This is a genomic window from Actinomadura graeca (assembly GCF_019175365.1).
Classification (GTDB): Bacteria; Actinomycetota; Actinomycetes; order Streptosporangiales; family Streptosporangiaceae; genus Spirillospora; species Spirillospora graeca.
Map to the genome: position 1 here is coordinate 1781951 of NZ_CP059572.1, position 16840 is coordinate 1798790.

Sequence of the window (16840 nt, forward strand, 5' to 3'; positions counted from 1 at the left end):
TCAGGCAGAGGCGCGCGGCCCTTACGCGGAGGCGCGCGGCCCCCGGGCGGGGGGCGCAAGGCCCGGCGGCGGCGCGGGGCCTCGGGCGGAGGCGCGGGAGCCTTGGGCAGAGGCGTGTGGTGTTGGGTGGCGTAGCGGTGACGTCTGGCGTGGGATGGGCGGCGGTATGAGGCTCGGAGTGGGGCGGTCCGGGCGGGTCAGCGCGCGGGGAGGCGTAGCCGTTGGCCGGGTTGGACGGTGGGGTCGCCACCGAGGCCGTTGAGGTCGATGATGCGCTGGACGACGAGGCGGGGGTCGGCGTCGGGGTCGGAGGCGGAGGCGATCTCCCAGAGCGTCTCGCCGGGGCCCACGACGACCGTCTCCCCCGGTCCCGAAGGGCCGGGACGGGCGTCCCGTCCGCCGGCCAGGGCCCCGGGGCCGACCGTGAGCCAGAGGAGCGGCAGGATGATGGCGGCGGCGAGGCAGACGACGACCGCGCGACCACGCCGCGTCAACCGCAGCGGCGCGTGTTCATGGGCCGAACCGGACATCTCGCCCTCCCGACGTCGAATGGATTTTCGATCGAACGCCTGTACGAAGTTCTACCGCAGACCGACGACAAAACGCGAGTACATCTTCGAACAATTGTTTGATCATCCCGTCCGGACGCGATAACGTCACATGACGAGGAGTGACGGATCGAGGCGCCCGGGAGGCGACGAGCGATGAGCAAGGTCCGGGAGCTGCCCGACGGGCCCATGGACGAGACGGGGCTGACGCAGCGGCAGCGCATGGTGCTGGAGGTGATCCGCGACTCGGTCCAGCGCCGCGGATACCCGCCCTCGATGCGCGAGATCGGCGAGGCGGTGGGTCTGACCAGCACCTCCAGCGTGTCGCACCAGCTCCGGGCGCTCCAGCGCAAGGGTTTCCTGCGGCGCGACCCCAACCGCCCGCGGGCGGTCGAGGTGCGGGTGCCCGGGGCGACCCCCGTGCGCACGGAGCCCGACTCCTTCGACGCGGTCGGCGGCCAGCGGTCCCCGACGCAGCCCGCGCCCGCCTACGTGCCGCTCGTCGGCCGGATCGCCGCCGGTGGGCCGATCCTGGCCGAGGAGGCCGTCGAGGACGTGTTCACGCTGCCCAAGCAGCTCGTGGGCGAGGGCACGCACTTCCTGCTGAAGGTCACCGGGGACTCGATGATCGAGGCCGCGATCGCCGACGGCGACTGGGTCGTCGTCCGGCAGCAGCCGGTGGCCGAGCAGGGCGACATCGTCGCCGCCATGATCGACGGCGAGGCGACGGTCAAGACCTTCAAGCGCAAGGACGGCCACATCTGGCTGATGCCGCAGAACCCCGCCTACGAGCCGATCCCCGGCGACGAGGCGTCGGTGCTCGGCCGGGTCGTGGCGGTGCTCCGCAAGATGTGACGCACGCGCCGCGGAGGCGGCCGCCGGTGGACCGGCGGCCGCCCCGGCGCTAGCGCTTGGGCACGATGTTGACGATCTTGGGCGCACGCACGATGATCTTGGCGATCTCGGCGCCGCCCAGGGCCTCCTGGACCCTGGCGGAGGCCAGGGCCAGCCGTTCCAGCTCCTCGCCGGCGATGCCGGGCGCGACGTCGAGCCGGTCGCGGACCTTGCCCGCGACCTGGACGACGCAGGTGACCGACTCCTCCACCAGCAGCGCGGGGTCGGCCGACGGCCAGCCCGCGCGGATCACCGGCGCGGTGCGTCCCAGCAGCTCCCACGTCTCGTCGGCGGTGTAGGGGGCGAACAGCGACAGCAGCACCGCCATCGCCTCGGCGGCCTCGCGGACGGCGGGGTCGGCGGCGCCGGGCCCGGAGTCGATGGCCTTGCGGGTCGCGGTGACCAGCTCCATGATCCGCGCGATGGCGACGTTGAAGCGCTGCGCCTCGACCAGCTTGGTGGCCTCGTCGACGGCGCGGGCGGTGGCGCGCCGCAGCGTGGTGGAGCCGGACGCGGGGTCGGTTCCGGGCGGCGAGGCGACCTCGGCGGCGATCCGGTGGACGCGGGCCAGGAACTTGGACATGCCGTGCGGGGACACGTCCGCCCAGTCGATGTCGTCCTCCGGCGGCCCGGAGAACAGCATCGCCAGCCGGACGACGTCCACGCCGAACTCGCCGATCTGCTCGCCCAGGTCGACCAGGTTCCCGGTGGACTTGGACATACCGCTGCCGTTCAGGATCACCTGCCCCTGGTTCAGCAGCCGGTTGAACGGCTCGGTGAAGCCGACCAGGCCCATGTCGTACAGGACCTTGGTGAAGAACCGGCTGTACAGCAGGTGCAGGATGGCGTGCTCGACGCCGCCGGTGTACTGGTCGACCGGCATCCACTTGCGGACCTGCTCGGTGTCGAACGGGCCGTCCTCGTAGCCCGGGGAGCAGTAGCGGTAGTAGTACCAGGACGAGTCGACGAAGGTGTCCATGGTGTCGGTGTCGCGCCTGGCGGCGCCGCCGCACTTGGGGCACTCGACGTCCGCCCAGGCCGACGCGGCGGCCAGCGGCGAGGTGCCCTTGGGCGCCAGGTCGGCGCCGCGCAGCCCCTCGGGCAGCGTCACCGGCAGCTGCTCGTCGGGGACGGGGACCTCCCCGCACGCCTCACAGTGGACGATCGGGATCGGGCAGCCCCAGAACCGCTGGCGGGAGACCAGCCAGTCGCGCAGGCGGAAGTTGACGGAGGCGCGGCCGGTGCCGTGCTCCTCCAGGATCTCGACGATCCGGGCGATGGCGTCGGCCTTCACCAGCCCGTCGATGGGGCCGGAGTTGACGATCGCGCCGTCGCCGGGGGTGGCGACGCCGGTCTCGGCCGGGTCGGCCTGCCCGGTCTCGACCACGACCCGGACGGGCAGGCCGAACTTCAGCGCGAAGTCCAGGTCGCGCTGGTCGTGCGCGGGCACCGCCATGATCGCGCCGTGCCCGTACTCGGCCAGGACGTAGTCGGACGCCCAGACCGGCAGCCGCTCCCCGTTCACCGGGTTGACCGCGTACCGGCCCAGGAACACGCCGGTCTTCTCACGCTCGGCGGACAGCCGCTCGATCTCGCTCTCGCGGGAGACCTCCTCGCGGTAGGCCTCGAACGCGGCGCGCTGGTCGGGGGCGCAGACCTCCTCCGCCAGGGCGGCGTCGGCGGCGACGACCATGAACGTCGCGCCGTACAGGGTGTCGGGGCGGGTGGTGTAGACGGTGACGGGCTCGTCCCGCCCCTCGATCACGAAGTCGACGTCGGCGCCGGTGGAGCGGCCGATCCAGTTGCGCTGCATCAGCAGGACGCGCTCGGGCCACTTGCCCTCCAGCTGCTCCATGTCGTCCAGCAGCCGGTCGGCGTAGTCGGTGATCTTGAAGTACCACTGGGTCAGGACGCGCTTCTCGACCAGCGTGCCGCAGCGCTCGCAGTGCCCGCCGACGACCTGCTCGTTGGCCAGGACGGTCTGGTCCTTGGGGCACCAGTTGACGTGGCCGCCCTTGCGGTAGGCCAGGCCCCGGTCGTACAGGCGCAGGAACAGCCACTGCGTCCACTTGTAGTACTCGGGGTCGGAGGTGTGCAGCCGCCGCGACCAGTCGAAGGACGGCGCGTACCGGCGGAACGACGCCGCCTGCGTGTCGATGTTGGCGTACGTCCACTCGGCGGGGTGGGAGTCGCGCTTGATCGCGGCGTTCTCGGCGGGCAGGCCGAAGGAGTCCCAGCCGATGGGGTGCAGGACGTTGTACCCGCGCTGGAACCAGTAGCGCGCGACGACGTCGCCGATCGCGAACGCCTCGGCGTGACCCATGTGCAGGTCACCGCTGGGGTAGGGGAACATGTCCAGCGCGTAGCGCCGCTCCCGGCCGTCGTCGTCCTCCACGGCCTTGAACGGGTCGAGCTCCGCCCAGCGGGCCTGCCACTTGTCCTGAACCGCCCGTGGGTCGTAATGCTCGTCGCTGCTCACGCTTCCAGGCTCCGCATTCTGCTCAAGAGGGTCGCCAGACCGCCCGCCGACATGAAACGGCCCCTCGCACAGGAGGGGCCACCACGCTGACGTCAGTTCGTCAACGTGGTCGTTCAAGGAGCAGCCTGGCTGGCATACAGCAAGCGTAGCGCAACCGCAAGCCCTCCCGCCGCGCCTTTGCCGGTCGGTACCCGGACGGCTGCGGCCCGGACGGCCGGTCCCCCGGACGTCGATCCAGGACGATCAGTGCCCGGACGACTGGCGGGCGAGGGAGACGACGCCGGTCACCTGGACGTGGGTGAGGCCGAGGTCGGAGCCCACGGCCGACAGGGTCTCCTCCTCCGAGACGCTGAGGGGGCCGTCGATCAGGGCGATCTCGGCGGCGGCGCGCAGGATGCTCTCCCTCGCCTCGGGGGCCAGCGCGGAGGACGCCCGTCCCATCTCGGCGCGGACCTCGTCGAAGGGGCGGCCGAGGTCGGCGTTCAGCGCGCCCTCGTCGTAGGAGGTGTCACCGGCCTGGCGCACGACGGTGACGGCGCGGGCGCGGGCGCCCACGTGGGTGTAGTCCCCGGAGCGCAGCACCTGGGCGATGGCCATGCGCAGCAGCATCGCGGGCATGCGGGCGAGCTGCGCCGTCGTCGGTATCTCCAGGATCCCGGGATTCCATCGGCCATGGCAGGTGTCGCACTCGACGAACTCGCCGCCCGCCTTCGTCAGCGGGATGACCGGGATGAAGAACAGGGTGAAGAAGTTGCGTCCCTGGCGCCGGCGGTAGTCACGGTCCCCGCCGCAGTCGGGACAGTGGAAGATTCCCCTGGTCAGGGTGAAGAAGACCACCCGCCAGCCGAAGATGATCAAGATCGCGCGCCCTTTCTCGGTGAGGCGGCACATCGTAACGGGCATGCCGGGCCCCCAGCGGCGCGGGCCGGGAGCCCGGTCCGCGGGGCCGGATCCGGTCAGAAAAGTGAAGTCTTGACGTAGGGTCGGACATGCTCGAAGCTCTTGGTAAATAGGAAGGTTTCCTATCAATACTGGAGGTCGTCCTTCCCGAGACGCTCCCGCCCCGGCGGCGCCGACTCCGATCCGGTCGTCCCGCCAGATTCCCGCCCCCAGGAGGATCGCGTATGCCCGGCACATTCCGTCTACCCCGCAAGAGGAGCCTGGCCCTCGCCACCGCCGCGTCGGCCGGCCTCACGGTGGTCGTCGCCACCCCCGCCCTCTCGCACGGCTTCGCCACCGCGCCCGTCAGCCGCGCCCTGAACTGCAAGCAGGGCACGGTGAAGGACTGCGGCGAGGTCCAGTTCGAGCCGCAGAGCGTCGAGGGCCCGCAGGGGTTCCCGAAGTCGGGTCCCGCGGACGGCAAGATCTGCGCCGCCGGTGACTCCCGCTGGGCCCCGCTGGACGACCAGCGCGACGGCGCGTGGCCCGCCACGTCCCTGACCAGCGGCCAGAGCTTCACGTTCTCGTGGACGCTGACCGCGCCGCACTCCACCTCGTCCTTCCGGTACTTCATCACCAAGGACGGCTGGGACTCCAAGCGGCCCGTCACCCGCGCGGCCCTGGACCTGAAGCCGTTCCTGACCGTCGACGGCGGCAACAAGCAGCCGCCCCGCACGGTGTCCCACCCCGGCACGCTGCCCACCCGGCACGGCCGGCACCTGATCGTCGCCGTCTGGGACATCGCCGACACCGGCAACGCCTTCTACCAGTGCTCGGACGTCGACTTCGGCTGAGCCATCTCCCCCGCGGGCACCGCTCTCCGCCCGCGGCCGGTGACCGGGCGGGGCCGCGCCCCCGCCCGGTCGCCGGCGCCCCCCGGCGCGCCGGTGCTCCCGGCCCTTCCCGGCCCGGTTGAGCGACTGACCGGTCACCCCTCGCGTCCGCCCCTCGGGAGTCCCACGCGGAATCGCACGTCACAGGCCCCCCGCGGGGCTGGCGCGCGCGTATCCCATACAGCAGGATGTGCGGAACGGTACATACACTCGCCGGTAACAACCGGCGGGCGAACCACCCCGCGCGAGGAGTGCCATGCTCAACCTGTCCGTGCTGCTCGAGGACGCGGCCCGGGAGACGCCGGACCGGGACGCCGTGGTGTTCGGCGACATCCGGCTCTCCTACGCCTTCATCGACTCGATCGCGAACCAGGTCGCGAACCTGCTGGTGTCGCGGGGCATCGGACCGGGCGACAAGGTGGCGCTGTCGAGCCCGAACCTTCCGTACTTCCCGATGGTCTACTTCGGGGCGCTGAAGGCGGGCGCGGTGGTCGTCCCGCTGAACGTCCTGCTCAAGCCCCGGGAGATCGCCTACCACCTGGCGGACTCCGGCGCGAAGGCGCTGTTCTGCTTCGAGGGGACGCCGGAGCTGCCGCTCGGCGAGATGGGTCACGCGGGCTTCGAGCAGGCCGAGGGGTGCGAGCACTTCTTCCTGCTGCCGGCGAGCCTCACGGCGGCCGAGTCCCCGATCGAGGGGGCCGAGCTGTTCTGGGCGGCGCTGTCCGGGCAGCCGGGCGCCTTCGCGACGGCGCGGACCGAGGCCACCGACACCGCGGTGATCATCTACACCAGCGGGACGACCGGGCAGCCGAAGGGCGCCGAGCTGAGCCACGGCAACCTGCTGATGAACGCGATGGTCGACGACACGCTCTTCTACCGGACGCTGCACGACACCTCGCTGGTCACGCTTCCGCTGTTCCACATCTTCGGGCAGACGTGCGTGATGAACGTCGGCCTCTACCGGCGCGCGACGCTCGTCCTGCAACCGCGGTTCGACGCCCGGCAGGCCGTCGAGCTGATGGTCCGGGAGAAGGTGAACATCTTCGCGGGCGTGCCGACGATGTACTGGGCGCTGCTCAACGACGACACCTCGCCGGAGGAGGTCGAGACGATCCGCGCGAACCTGCGGGTCGCGGTGTCGGGCGGCGCGGCGCTGCCGATGGAGGTCATCAAGGGCGTCGAGGCCAAGTTCGGCGTGAACATCCTGGAGGGCTACGGCCTGTCCGAGACGTCCCCTGTCGCCTCGTTCAACCGTCCCGACCGCCCGACCAAGGCGGGGTCGATCGGCCTTCCCATCTGGGGCGTCGAGATGAAGCTCATCGACGACGACTGGAAGGAGATCGAGGGAGAGGGGCCCGGGGAGATCGCCATCCGCGGGCACAACATCATGAAGGGCTACCACGGCAGGCCCGAGGCGACCGCGGACGCGGTCCGGGACGGCTGGTTCCGCACCGGCGACGTGGCCCGCCGCGACGAGGACGGCTACTACTACATCATCGACCGCTCCAAGGACATGATCATCAGGGGCGGTTACAACGTGTACCCGCGGGAGCTGGAAGAGGTCCTGATGACCCACCCGCAGGTGTCGCTGGCGGCCGTCGTGGGCGTCGCCCACCCGTCGCACGGCGAGGAGGTCAAGGCGTACGTGATCCGCACGCCGGACGCGACCGTCACCGAGGACGAGCTGGTCGCCTGGGGCAGGGAGCAGTTCGCGAACTACAAGTACCCGCGGATCGTGGAGTTCCGGGACGAGCTGCCCATGACCGCCACCGGCAAGATCCTCAAGCGTGAGCTGCGCGGCTAGCGCGGGCTGAGATCCTGGGTGCCGACGACGCGCAGCAGCTTCAGGGCCTCGTGGGACGGGGTGCCGGGCACCGCCGTGTAGAGCACGACCCGCTGGTCGCGTTCTGGGACGTACAGGACGTCGCAGTGCAGTTCGAGCGGGCCGACGACCGGGTGCGTCATGCGCTTGCGGTTGCCGCGCTTGACGCCCACCGCCCCCTCGTCCCACAGCCGGGCGAACAGGGCGCTCCGTGCGGCGGTCTCGCTGACCAGCGCGGCGATGCCGGGGTCGCCCGGGTAGCGCCCGGCGGCCGCGCGCAGGTCGGCGACGAAGTCGTGGGCCATGCCGGTCACGTACTCGTCGACGCCGTACAGCTCGGGGGCGGGCCCGGCGAAGAGCCAGCGGACCACATTGCGGTCCTGCGGCCGCATGGCCGAGAAGTCGGTCATCAGGGCCGCCGCGAGGGCGTTCCACGCGAGGATCCCCTGGCGGGCGTCCAGGACGTAGGCGGGGATGTCGTCGAGCCGGTCCAGCAGGTGCAGGATGCCCTGCGGCACGTCCTGGGAGGGGCCGGGGGGCGTCTCCGGGGTCTCCCCCGCCAAGTGGTACAGGTGGGCTCGCTCGTCATCGGTGAGCCTCAGCGCGCGCGCCAGCGCACCGAGGATCTGCTTTGACGGACGAGGGCCGCGCCCCTGCTCCAGCCGGATGTAGTAGTCCACCGACATCCCGGCCAGGCGCGCGACCTCCTCCCTGCGCAGGCCCGGTGTGCGGCGGCGCGTGCCCGCCTCCAGCCCGACGTCCGTCGGCTGGATGCGGTGCCGGCGCGAACGCAGGAACGCGGCCATCTCCCGCCTGTCCATCGCACCCTCCTGGTCGTCTCGATACTCAGCATGGCCGATCGGGCCGGCGACCGGGACGCGCAGGGTGGTATCGCCGATCCCAGCCTCGGACGGTCTCTCCTCACCCGGCGCGGGCGCCGGAAGCCTGACGGGCATGACGAAGAAGATCGCCCTCATCACGGGGGCCAACAAGGGCATCGGGTTCGAGACCGCGCGGCTCCTGGGCGAGGCCGGAATGACCGTCCTCGTCGGCGCCCGTTCGGCGGCGCTCGGCGAACGGGCTGCCGCGGCCCTCGCCGGGGATGGGATCGACGCGCGGTTCGTCCACATCGACGTCACCGACCACGGCACCGTCGACGCCGCCGCCGCGTGGATCGAGAAGGAGCACGGGCGCCTGGACATCCTGGTCAACAACGCCGCCATCGCGGCGGCCGACGCGTCCGGCCCCGGGGCGTACACGCTGCCGAGCGACACCTCGGCCGCCTCCGTCCGGGCCGCCTTCGAGACGAACGTGATCGGCGTCGTCGCTGTCACCGCCGCGATGCTGCCGCTGCTGCGCCGCTCCCCCGCCGGGCGGATCGTCAACGTCTCCAGCGAGCTGGGGTCGCTGGAGCGGCTGAGCGACCCGTCCTCGCCCGCCCACCGGGTGAACCTCCTCCCCTACAACGCCTCCAAGTCGGCGCTGAACGCGGTGACCCTCGCCTATGCCAAGGAGCTGGCGGACGGTCCCATCAAGGTGAACGCGGCGACGCCCGGGCACTGCGCGACGGACCTGAACGGGCACACCGGGCCGCGCCCGGCGGCGGTGGGCGCCGCGGTGATCGCGGGCGCCGCCACGCTCGGCGCGGACGGCCCGACCGGGGTGTTCATCACCGACGCCGGGCCCGAGCCGTGGTGACGCCACCGGCCCGGCCGCCCGCGGGCGGCGGGGCCGGAGACGGCGGGCTCAGAAGAGGATGTGCTCCTTGGCGAGCCCGTAGAACGCGACGCGGCTGTCGGCGAGGAGCTCCAGGTCGCTGGGCCGCCACGTGTGGCGTTCCGCCTCCGCGTGGCGGATCGTGATGAAGGAGTACCGGTCGGCGGCGTAGACGCGGACGCCGTCGGAGCGCAGGCGGCGGAACAGGTCGGTGTCCTCGCCCCGGCCCACGTCGGCGAACCGGTAGGAGCGCATCAGCCCGCCCTCGCCGAGGAGCGCGCCGCCGCGGAGCACGTCCACGTAGCGGTGTTCCAGGTCGGGGTAGCGCAGAAGCGTCGCGTCGATGGAGGCCAGGTGCGCGTAGTGGGCGAGCTTCCCGACGACGCCCGCGTCGGTGTAGGAGAACGCGGGGAGCAGGTCGGACAGGTAGTGCGGCCCGTACAGCTCGTCGTCGTCCATCTTGCCGATGTAGTCGCCGCCGGCCGCGTCGATCGCCATGTTCAGGCAGCCGCCGAGCGTGCGCGACGGGTCCGCCGCGAGGACGACCACGTCGTCGATCCCCGCGGTCATGGCCCGCTTCTGCACGTCCAGCGGGTCGAGGTCGAGCCCGTGCAGGACGATCACGAGTTGCAGGGGCCGCCATTCCTGCCGGGCCGCCATCTCGACCGCGGGGGCGATCTGCTCGGCCCGGCAGGTGGACATCACGAGCGACACCGCGGGGCGGCCGGTCCGCGGAGCGTGGGCCGAATCCACTCCGAGATGCTCCAGAAGGGTGTCGACCCTGTGCCTGTAGGTGTGCGCTGCGTGGACCTCGCGCAAGGCGAGGTGTGCCTGCCGATCGCGCAGCTCGGGTCCGTGCAGAAGCGCGCGCAGGACGCGCGAGGCGTTCTTACCGTCTTCCACGGCGGGACCGAAGGCGGGCTCGGTGTCCGCCCGGTGGTGGACGATGGGCACACCCGCCGCGGCCGTCTCGTAGGCGAGGCGCTCACACGGGGCGATCATCACCTTGTAGCGCTTGCGCGCGGCGGCGGCCTGCTCGTACGGCCACGGCGGCACGACCCGCTGCCGGTACAGGTGGGGGAAGCCGGTCGCGGCGAAGTGGCCGCCGAGACGGGGCGCGGGGGCGATCAGCGCCTCCGCGGCCTCGTCGTACTCGCCCTCGTACAGCAGCGGGTACCGCCCCTGGTCGTGGACGCGGACGGGGTTGTGCAGGCGCGGCTGCGCGGCGAACGGCAGGTGCGCGACACGGTCGTGCCCGAGCGTGCGGCGGTACCCGGGCACGGCGGACGGGTCGACGGTGAACACGCGGTCGAAGGACCCGGCGGCGTCGCCGAGCCCCGCGCCGGTGTCCCAGTACGCGGTCGGGACACCGCGCTCGCGGCACCAGGCGGTGACCTCCCGCAGCGGCAGCCCGGTCGGGACGGACTCGACGAGCAGCAGGTCGGGGCGCCGGGCGCCGAGGACCTCCCACCAGTCGCCGGGTCTGAGGCCGCCCAGCCGGGTCCACTCATAGCGCAGCGCCGCGTCCAGGACGGGCCCCAGCACGACCGCCGCGACGAGGTCCGGGCGGTTCACCGGCCCGTCCGGCGGACGCGGCGCGCGCACGTCGACGGGGTCGGTGTCGGCGACGCGGACGTCCGGGCGGCGGGTCTTGCGGGGCTCCGCGGCGGGCTCGGGCGGCGGCGGGCGGTCGCGCAGGGCGTCCGCGACACCGCGCAATGAGCCGGGCGTGAACGGCCGCCGCCGGAACCTCGCCAGCGCCGGTCCCAGCCGCGACCAGCGCCGCAGCCGCAGCGCCTCGTACCGCCACCCGGCCCGCTCCGCCCGGTGCGCCTCGGCCGCGCGGTCGCGGTCGAGGTCGCCGATGCGGCGCGCCGCCTCGTGCAGCGAGCCGATCAGCCGCGCGATCTGCTCGTCGCGGTCGTCGCGCTCGCGTTCCAGCTCGGCGAGCCGCAGCCGGAAGGCCGTGTTGTCGGCGGCGAGCCGGTCGCCCCGTTCCCGCAGGCCGGCGAGCTCGGCGGCCGTCGGGTCGGTTTCGGGCACGGGAACCCCCGGGAGCGTGGGATCGGCGACAGTCGTCCGCGTTCACGCTAGGGGCGCCGCCCGCGTCCGCCCGCCGATCCGTGTGGTTCGCCACGCAACGTTCACCGGCGCTCCACCTTCCGCGGGTCGCGCCCCGCCACCCGGCAGGTGGACCGACGAGCGGGCCGGTCAGAACGTGTAGGGCAGGCGTTTGATCCCGTTGATGAAGCTGGACTCCAGCCGGTCGGGCTCACCGGCGGCGCGCAGGCCGGGCAGGCGGCTCAGCAGCTCACGGAACATCACGGTGATCTCGCGCCTGGCCAGGTGCGCGCCGAGGCAGAAGTGAGGTCCGGGCCCACCGAAACCGACGTGCGGGTTGGGGTCGCGCAGGATGTCGAACCGTTCGGGAGAGGTGAAGACGGACTCGTCCCGGTTCGCGGAGTAGTAGTAGAGGACGAGCTTGTCGCCCTTCTGGAACTCGTGGCCGTTGAGCGTGGTCTCGCGGGTCGCGGTGCGGCGCATCCACGTCACCGGCGACACGTACCGGACGATCTCCTCCACCGCGCCGGGCACGCGCGCCTCGAAGTCATCGGTGAGCAGTCTCCGCTGGTCGGGATGGCGGGTGAACAGGTCGAGCCCGTGGGCGATGGCGTTGCGGGTCGTCTCGTTGCCGGCCACCACCAGCAGGATGAAGAACGATCCCAGCTCCTGGTCGGTGAGCGACTCCCCGTCGATGTTGGCGTTCACCAGCGCGGACGTCAGGTCGTCGGCGGGGTCGGCGCGGCGTTTGCGGCCGAGCTCCTCCACCAGTCCCTTGAGCGTCTCACCGGCCGACAGCAGCGCCAGCGCGATCTGCTCGGGGTCGCCGGACGGCAGGAACTCGGCGTCGTTGCCCGCGAGGATGACGTTCGTGGCGTCGAAGACCGTCGCGTACCGGTCCTCGGCGATCCCCATCATGTCGCAGATGATCTTCAGGGGGAGGCGGGCGGCGATGTCCCGGACGAAGTCGCCCGAGCCCCGCCCGGCGGCCACGTCCCGGGCGAGCTCGGCGGCGACCTCCTCGACCCGGTCCTCGAACCGGCGGATCATGCGGGGCGCGAAGGCGCGCGAGACGATCCGCCGGATCTTGGCGTGCCGCGGGTCGTCCATGTTGATCATCGAGCCGAAGTACTCGTGCAGGTCGCCCGGCATGTCGGGGATGCTGGTGGCGCCCTTTCCCGAGCAGAAGTCCTGCGGCCTGCGGGACGCCTCGACGACGTCCGCGTGCCGGGTCACCGCGTAGTACCCGGGGCCCTGCGGGACGATGACGACGTCCGGCTCCTCGAAGCGGACGAGGTCGGCGTGCCACCGCAGCGCCTTGAACGCCTCGTGCCGGTACTCGTGCGCGCGACGCCAGAACTCCCAGTCGGTCAGGTTGATGTCCTCGACCTTGAGCACGTGCCTCCACCTCGCCGTCCGAAACTGATTCGGTTTACATGCACCCTCTCAAAGTAAAACCGAACACGGAAGCCGCGCGCGACCCCGACGCGCGGGCCGATCCGGCCACCCGGCGGGCATCCGGGAGCGGGCGCGCGACCGAGGACATCCGGGAGCGGGCAAGCGGGCCGGTGCGCGCTCGGCACGGAATCGGCTGCGAATAAGAGACCAAGCTCCGATATTCGAAGAATTCAAGGAATCTCCGTCAGGTCCGGCCGGTGCTCTCCGGCCCTCGCGGCGCCCGGCCCCGGATCAGGTCCGCGGCCCGCTCGCCGATCATGATGGCGGGGGCGTTGGTGTGGCCCCGGGTGATCTGCGGCAGGACGGAGACGTCCGCGACGCGCAGGCCGTCGATCCCGCGCACCCGGAGCGAGGCGTCCACGACCGATCCCGCGTCGGTGCCCATCCGGCAGGTGCCGGTCGGGTGGTAGAGGGTCTCGGAGTGCCCGCGGACATAACGGGCCAGCGCCTCGTCGTCCTCGGCGCCCTCGTAGGGCGCCATGCAGCCGCCCACGTACGCCTTCAGGGGCTCGGTGGCGAGGAGTTCCTCCGCGTACCGGACGCCGAACATCAGGCGGCCCAGGTCGTCCTCGTGCGTGAGGTAGCCCGGGTCGATCGCCGGTGGTTCCGCGGGGTCGGCGGACGCGAGCGTGATGCGCCCGGCGGATCCCGGCCGCAGCAGGACGACGCCGAGCGTCACGCCGTGCTCGGTCGGCGGGGTCAGGCCGTGCGCGACGAACGGCGCGGGCGCGAAGATCAGCTCGATGTCCGGGGCGGCGAGCGCCGGGTCCGTCCGGGTGAAGATGACCGCCTCGCCCAGATTCGAGGTGAACGGGCCGCGCCGCAGGAGCAGGTAGCGGACGATGTTCGGCAGCGACTCCGCCCCGGTGAGGGTGATCTTTCGCGGGCAGCGCCGGATGACGGAGACCGCCAGGTGGTCCTGAAGGTGACGGCCCACCTCGGGGAGGTCCACGACGGGCTCGACGCCAGCCTCCCGCAGATGGTCCGGGTCGCCGATGCCCGAGAGCATCAGCAGATGCGGCGACCCGACCGCGCCCGCCGACAGCACCACCTCGCGGCGGGCGGTGACGCGCTCGCCGCCGTAGTCCACCCCGACCGCGCGGCCGTCCTCGACCAGGACCCGGGACACGTGCGCGCCGGTCACGACGGCCAGATTCGGCCGCTTGCCCGCCGGGTGCAGGTAGGCGTCCGCGCTGCTCCACCGACGGCCCCGCTTCTGGCTGACCGGCGACTGCGCGTAGCCCTCGTTGGACGGCCCGTTCAGCTCGGGCAGCCGCGTCAGCCCGCGCGCCGCGCACGCGGCCAGGAACGCGCGGGTCGTCTCGTTCGGGCTGCGCTGCTCGGAGATCGTCACCGGCCCGGACGTGCCGTACACGCCCCCCTCGTTGCGGCCCACGCGCCCTTCGAGCCGCCGGAAGTACGGCTCCACGTCGTCGTACGCCCAGCCTGGGACGTCCCAGCCGTCGTAGTCATCGCGGTGGCCGCGCGTCCACATCATGGCGTTCAGCGAGGACGAGCCGCCGAGGACCTTGCCGCGCGGCCAGTACAGCTCCCGCCCGCCGAGCTCCGGCTGCTTGACGGTCGTGTAGTCCCAGTCGAACTCGGTCTTGAAGAGCTTGGAGAACGCCGCGGGGACGCGGATCTCGTTCCTGTCGTCCCGTCCTCCCGCCTCCAGCAGCGCGACCCGGACGGAGGCGTCCTCCGACAACCGGGCGGCCAGCGCGCACCCCGCGGACCCGGCCCCGACGATCACGTAGTCGTACTCCATGGAGGCTCCTGACGCCAGGGGGCCGCCATGCGCGAACCCACCATTTCGGGAATATCACCGCCGTCGCAGAACGTCCATGACCGGACGGGAAGGGATGTGACGCAGGTCATATTCGCGGAGGCGAACCATGGCGACGGCCAGAGCATCTCTTTTCCACACACTGTGGCGCGAAAGGAAACCAACATGCTCCGCCGGGTGATCGCCTGCGCTATGGCGGGCACGGCCGCCGCCTTCTCCCTCACCGGCTGCCTGGGTGAGGAGAACACCGCGACTCCGCAGTCCGCCGCGCCCGCCGGCACCACGCCCGCCGGCACCACGCCGGCGGGGGTCGCCCCGGCCCAGACCCCTTCCGCGACCACCGGTGGCGGCGCGCCCGCCGGCTGGACGACGATCGGCGGGCCCGAGAACGGCGTCCGCATGTCCATCCCCGCGGGCTGGATGGAGATCGACCTGACCAGCGGCGAGGCCGAGGACGGCCTCAAGCGCCTCGGCCTCCAGGGCGCCAACGAGAACCTCCTCCGGCAGAGCTTCGCGCTCCTGGAGCAGCAGAAGGCCGTGTACGCCGTCGAGACCGGATCGGCGCAGCGCGGTTACGCCACCAACGTCAACGCCCTCTGCACGCCGTCGCCGGCCTCGTCCGTCGAGGCCCTGGAGATGGGGACCCGGCAGGGCATGAGCCAGCTCGGCGCGCAGGACGTGGAGATCACCCGCACCACCGTCGCCGGGCGGCCGGGGATCCGCACCACCTACGTGCTGCGCTCCGCCGCCGGGGTCCTCACCGGGCGGCAGGTCCAGGTCACCGACGGCGGCCGCGCCTGCTCGCTGACCGTCACCGCCAAGGAAGGCGAGATGCCCGGCGACGCCGACCAGATCACCAACACCCTCGAACTGCTCTGAGCGCGGGGAGGCGGGCGGCGGGCCGGCCGGAGCCACCGGCAGGCCCGCCGCCTGTCCGCGCAGAAGGCGCTCCGTCCACGCGGGCGGCACGCCGGGAATGTCGTGTCAGCGGCGCGGTGCTCACACGCCCCAGTCGGGCCGCAGCGGCATGTGGGCGCCGCCCTTGTCGTCCAGCTTGACGCCCAGCGTCTGGTGCAGCTGGATCCAGTTCTGCTGGAAGCCCAGCACGCAGCCCGCCATGTAGACGCGCCACACGCGGGCCGTGCCCTGGCCCACCTCGGCGACGGCCTCGTCCCAGTGGGCGTCGAGGTTGTCGCACCAGCCGGTGAGCGTCCGCGCGTAGTGCTCGCGCAGGTTCTCCTGGTGCCGGATCTCGAAACCGGCGTCGTTCATCTGCATCTGGACGTAGCCGGGGCCCTCCAGCTCGCCGTCAGGGAAGACGTACCGGTTGATGAACCCGCTGTGCTTCATGGCGGGCGCCAGGTTGTCCGGGCGGGTGATCGTGTGGTTCAGCATCCGCCCGCCCGGCTTGAGCTTGCCGTACAGGAACGCGAAGTACGACGGAAGGTTCTTCTTGCCGATGTGCTCGGTCAGGCCGATCGAGCTGACCGCGTCGAACCCCGTCTCGTTCACGTCCCGGTAGTCCAGGTGCCGGACCTCCGCCAGGTCGGACAGGCCCCGGTCGGCGATGGCCTTCTGCGCCCACTCCGCCTGCTGCTTGGACAGCGTCACGCCGAGCGCCCGCACGCCGTACTCCTTGGCGGCGTGCATCACCATGCCGCCCCACCCGCATCCCACGTCCAGCAGCCGCATCCCCGGCTTGAGGCCGAGCTTCTTGGCCACCAGGTCGTGCTTGTGGAACTGCGCCTCCTCCAGCGTCGCGTCCTCGGACGGGTAACAGGCGCAGGTGTAGGCCATCGACGGGCCGAGCACCCACTCGTAGAAGGTGTTGGACACGTCGTAGTGATGCGAGATCGCCTTCGCGTCACGACGCTTGGAATGCCGCAGCCACGCCGGGATGCGGCTGAAGGGAGCCTCCTGCGGCGGCGGGTCCAGCCGCCGGGACATCGCGGCGCGCAGCAGCGGGTCGCCCAGGACGCCACGGACGATCCGCGCCTTGTCGCGGGGCGTCACGTCCCCGAGGACCTGCTGCATCGTCGTCAGCGCGGTGACCATGTCCCCGCTGACGTCGATCATGCCGCTGACGTAGGCGCGGGCCAGTCCCAGCGCCCCCGGCGAGTGCACCAGGTACGACACCGCGTACGGCGAGCGGACGTCGAACCGGATGTCGGCGCCGGGCACTCCCGCCCGGGACCCGTCGTACGCCGTGAACTCCACTGGCGCCTCAGCCCCGGCGAGCTGCTCGAAGACCCTGGCCAGCGTCATCTTGATCCCTCCTGTCTCTCCGCCCAGGACGGACGGTGA

The 16840-nt window shown here is 72.0% G+C and carries 13 protein-coding genes; 5 read left to right on the forward strand and 8 right to left on the reverse strand.

What is annotated here, in order from left to right:
- Window positions 1-197 precede the first annotated feature (197 nt).
- Complete coding sequence (locus AGRA3207_RS08255; RefSeq protein ID WP_231333969.1) at window positions 198-530, reverse strand: LysM peptidoglycan-binding domain-containing protein; 333 nt, start codon at window positions 528-530, stop codon at window positions 198-200.
- A gap of 174 nt (window positions 531-704) precedes the next feature.
- On the opposite strand from AGRA3207_RS08255, the gene lexA reads away from it, so the two are divergent.
- Complete coding sequence (gene lexA, locus AGRA3207_RS08260; RefSeq protein WP_231333970.1) at window positions 705-1403, forward strand: transcriptional repressor LexA; 699 nt, start codon at window positions 705-707, stop codon at window positions 1401-1403.
- Window positions 1404-1452: 49 nt separating this feature from the next.
- Here lexA and leuS read toward each other — a convergent pair whose 3' ends face one another.
- Complete coding sequence (gene leuS, locus AGRA3207_RS08265) at window positions 1453-3921, reverse strand: leucine--tRNA ligase (protein WP_231333971.1); 2469 nt, start codon at window positions 3919-3921, stop codon at window positions 1453-1455.
- 243 nt (window positions 3922-4164) lie between these two features.
- On the reverse strand, window positions 4165-4824 hold the full coding sequence (locus AGRA3207_RS08270) for a hypothetical protein (RefSeq protein ID WP_231333972.1): 660 nt from the start codon (window positions 4822-4824) through the stop codon (window positions 4165-4167).
- Window positions 4825-5045: 221 nt separating this feature from the next.
- Here AGRA3207_RS08270 and AGRA3207_RS08275 point away from each other — a divergent pair, with 221 nt between their 5' ends.
- Both AGRA3207_RS08275 and AGRA3207_RS08280 read left to right on the forward strand, forming a co-directional pair.
- Window positions 5046-5654 (forward strand): lytic polysaccharide monooxygenase auxiliary activity family 9 protein, encoded by a 609-nt coding sequence (locus tag AGRA3207_RS08275; RefSeq protein ID WP_231333973.1) that lies wholly within the window; start codon window positions 5046-5048, stop codon window positions 5652-5654.
- A gap of 295 nt (window positions 5655-5949) precedes the next feature.
- Window positions 5950-7497, forward strand: coding sequence for a long-chain-fatty-acid--CoA ligase (locus AGRA3207_RS08280; protein WP_231333974.1), 1548 nt, complete (start codon window positions 5950-5952; stop codon window positions 7495-7497).
- On the opposite strand, the gene AGRA3207_RS08285 is transcribed toward AGRA3207_RS08280, so the two are convergent.
- Window positions 7494-8336, reverse strand: coding sequence for a helix-turn-helix transcriptional regulator (locus AGRA3207_RS08285; protein WP_231333975.1), 843 nt, complete (start codon window positions 8334-8336; stop codon window positions 7494-7496). The genes AGRA3207_RS08280 and AGRA3207_RS08285 overlap by 4 nt on opposite strands.
- Before the next feature lie 133 nt (window positions 8337-8469).
- On the opposite strand from AGRA3207_RS08285, the gene AGRA3207_RS08290 reads away from it, so the two are divergent.
- On the forward strand, window positions 8470-9213 hold the full coding sequence (locus tag AGRA3207_RS08290) for an SDR family NAD(P)-dependent oxidoreductase (protein ID WP_231333976.1): 744 nt from the start codon (window positions 8470-8472) through the stop codon (window positions 9211-9213).
- 48 nt (window positions 9214-9261) lie between these two features.
- On the opposite strand, the gene AGRA3207_RS08295 is transcribed toward AGRA3207_RS08290, so the two are convergent.
- From AGRA3207_RS08295 to AGRA3207_RS08305, 3 genes are all read right to left on the reverse strand, one after another.
- Window positions 9262-11274 carry a glycosyltransferase family protein gene (locus AGRA3207_RS08295; protein ID WP_231333977.1) on the reverse strand — a complete coding sequence of 671 codons (2013 nt, stop codon included), beginning with the start codon at window positions 11272-11274 and terminating at the stop codon, window positions 9262-9264.
- A 168-nt stretch (window positions 11275-11442) separates the two neighbouring features.
- The gene (locus tag AGRA3207_RS08300; protein WP_231333978.1) at window positions 11443-12690 is read right to left on the reverse strand and encodes a cytochrome P450; all 1248 of its coding nucleotides are present in this window, start codon (window positions 12688-12690) and stop codon (window positions 11443-11445) included.
- 244 nt (window positions 12691-12934) lie between these two features.
- Window positions 12935-14518, reverse strand: a complete 1584-nt coding sequence (locus AGRA3207_RS08305) for a GMC family oxidoreductase (RefSeq protein ID WP_231333979.1) — start codon at window positions 14516-14518, stop codon at window positions 12935-12937.
- A 183-nt stretch (window positions 14519-14701) separates the two neighbouring features.
- Between AGRA3207_RS08305 and AGRA3207_RS08310 the strand changes: the two genes are divergently transcribed.
- A complete protein-coding gene (locus tag AGRA3207_RS08310; RefSeq protein ID WP_231333980.1) occupies window positions 14702-15415 on the forward strand; it encodes a hypothetical protein in 714 nt (237 codons plus the stop codon).
- A gap of 120 nt (window positions 15416-15535) precedes the next feature.
- Here the strand turns inward: AGRA3207_RS08310 and AGRA3207_RS08315 are convergent, their stop codons facing one another.
- The gene (locus tag AGRA3207_RS08315; RefSeq protein ID WP_231333981.1) at window positions 15536-16801 is read right to left on the reverse strand and encodes a class I SAM-dependent methyltransferase; all 1266 of its coding nucleotides are present in this window, start codon (window positions 16799-16801) and stop codon (window positions 15536-15538) included.
- Window positions 16802-16840: the final 39 nt, after the last annotated feature.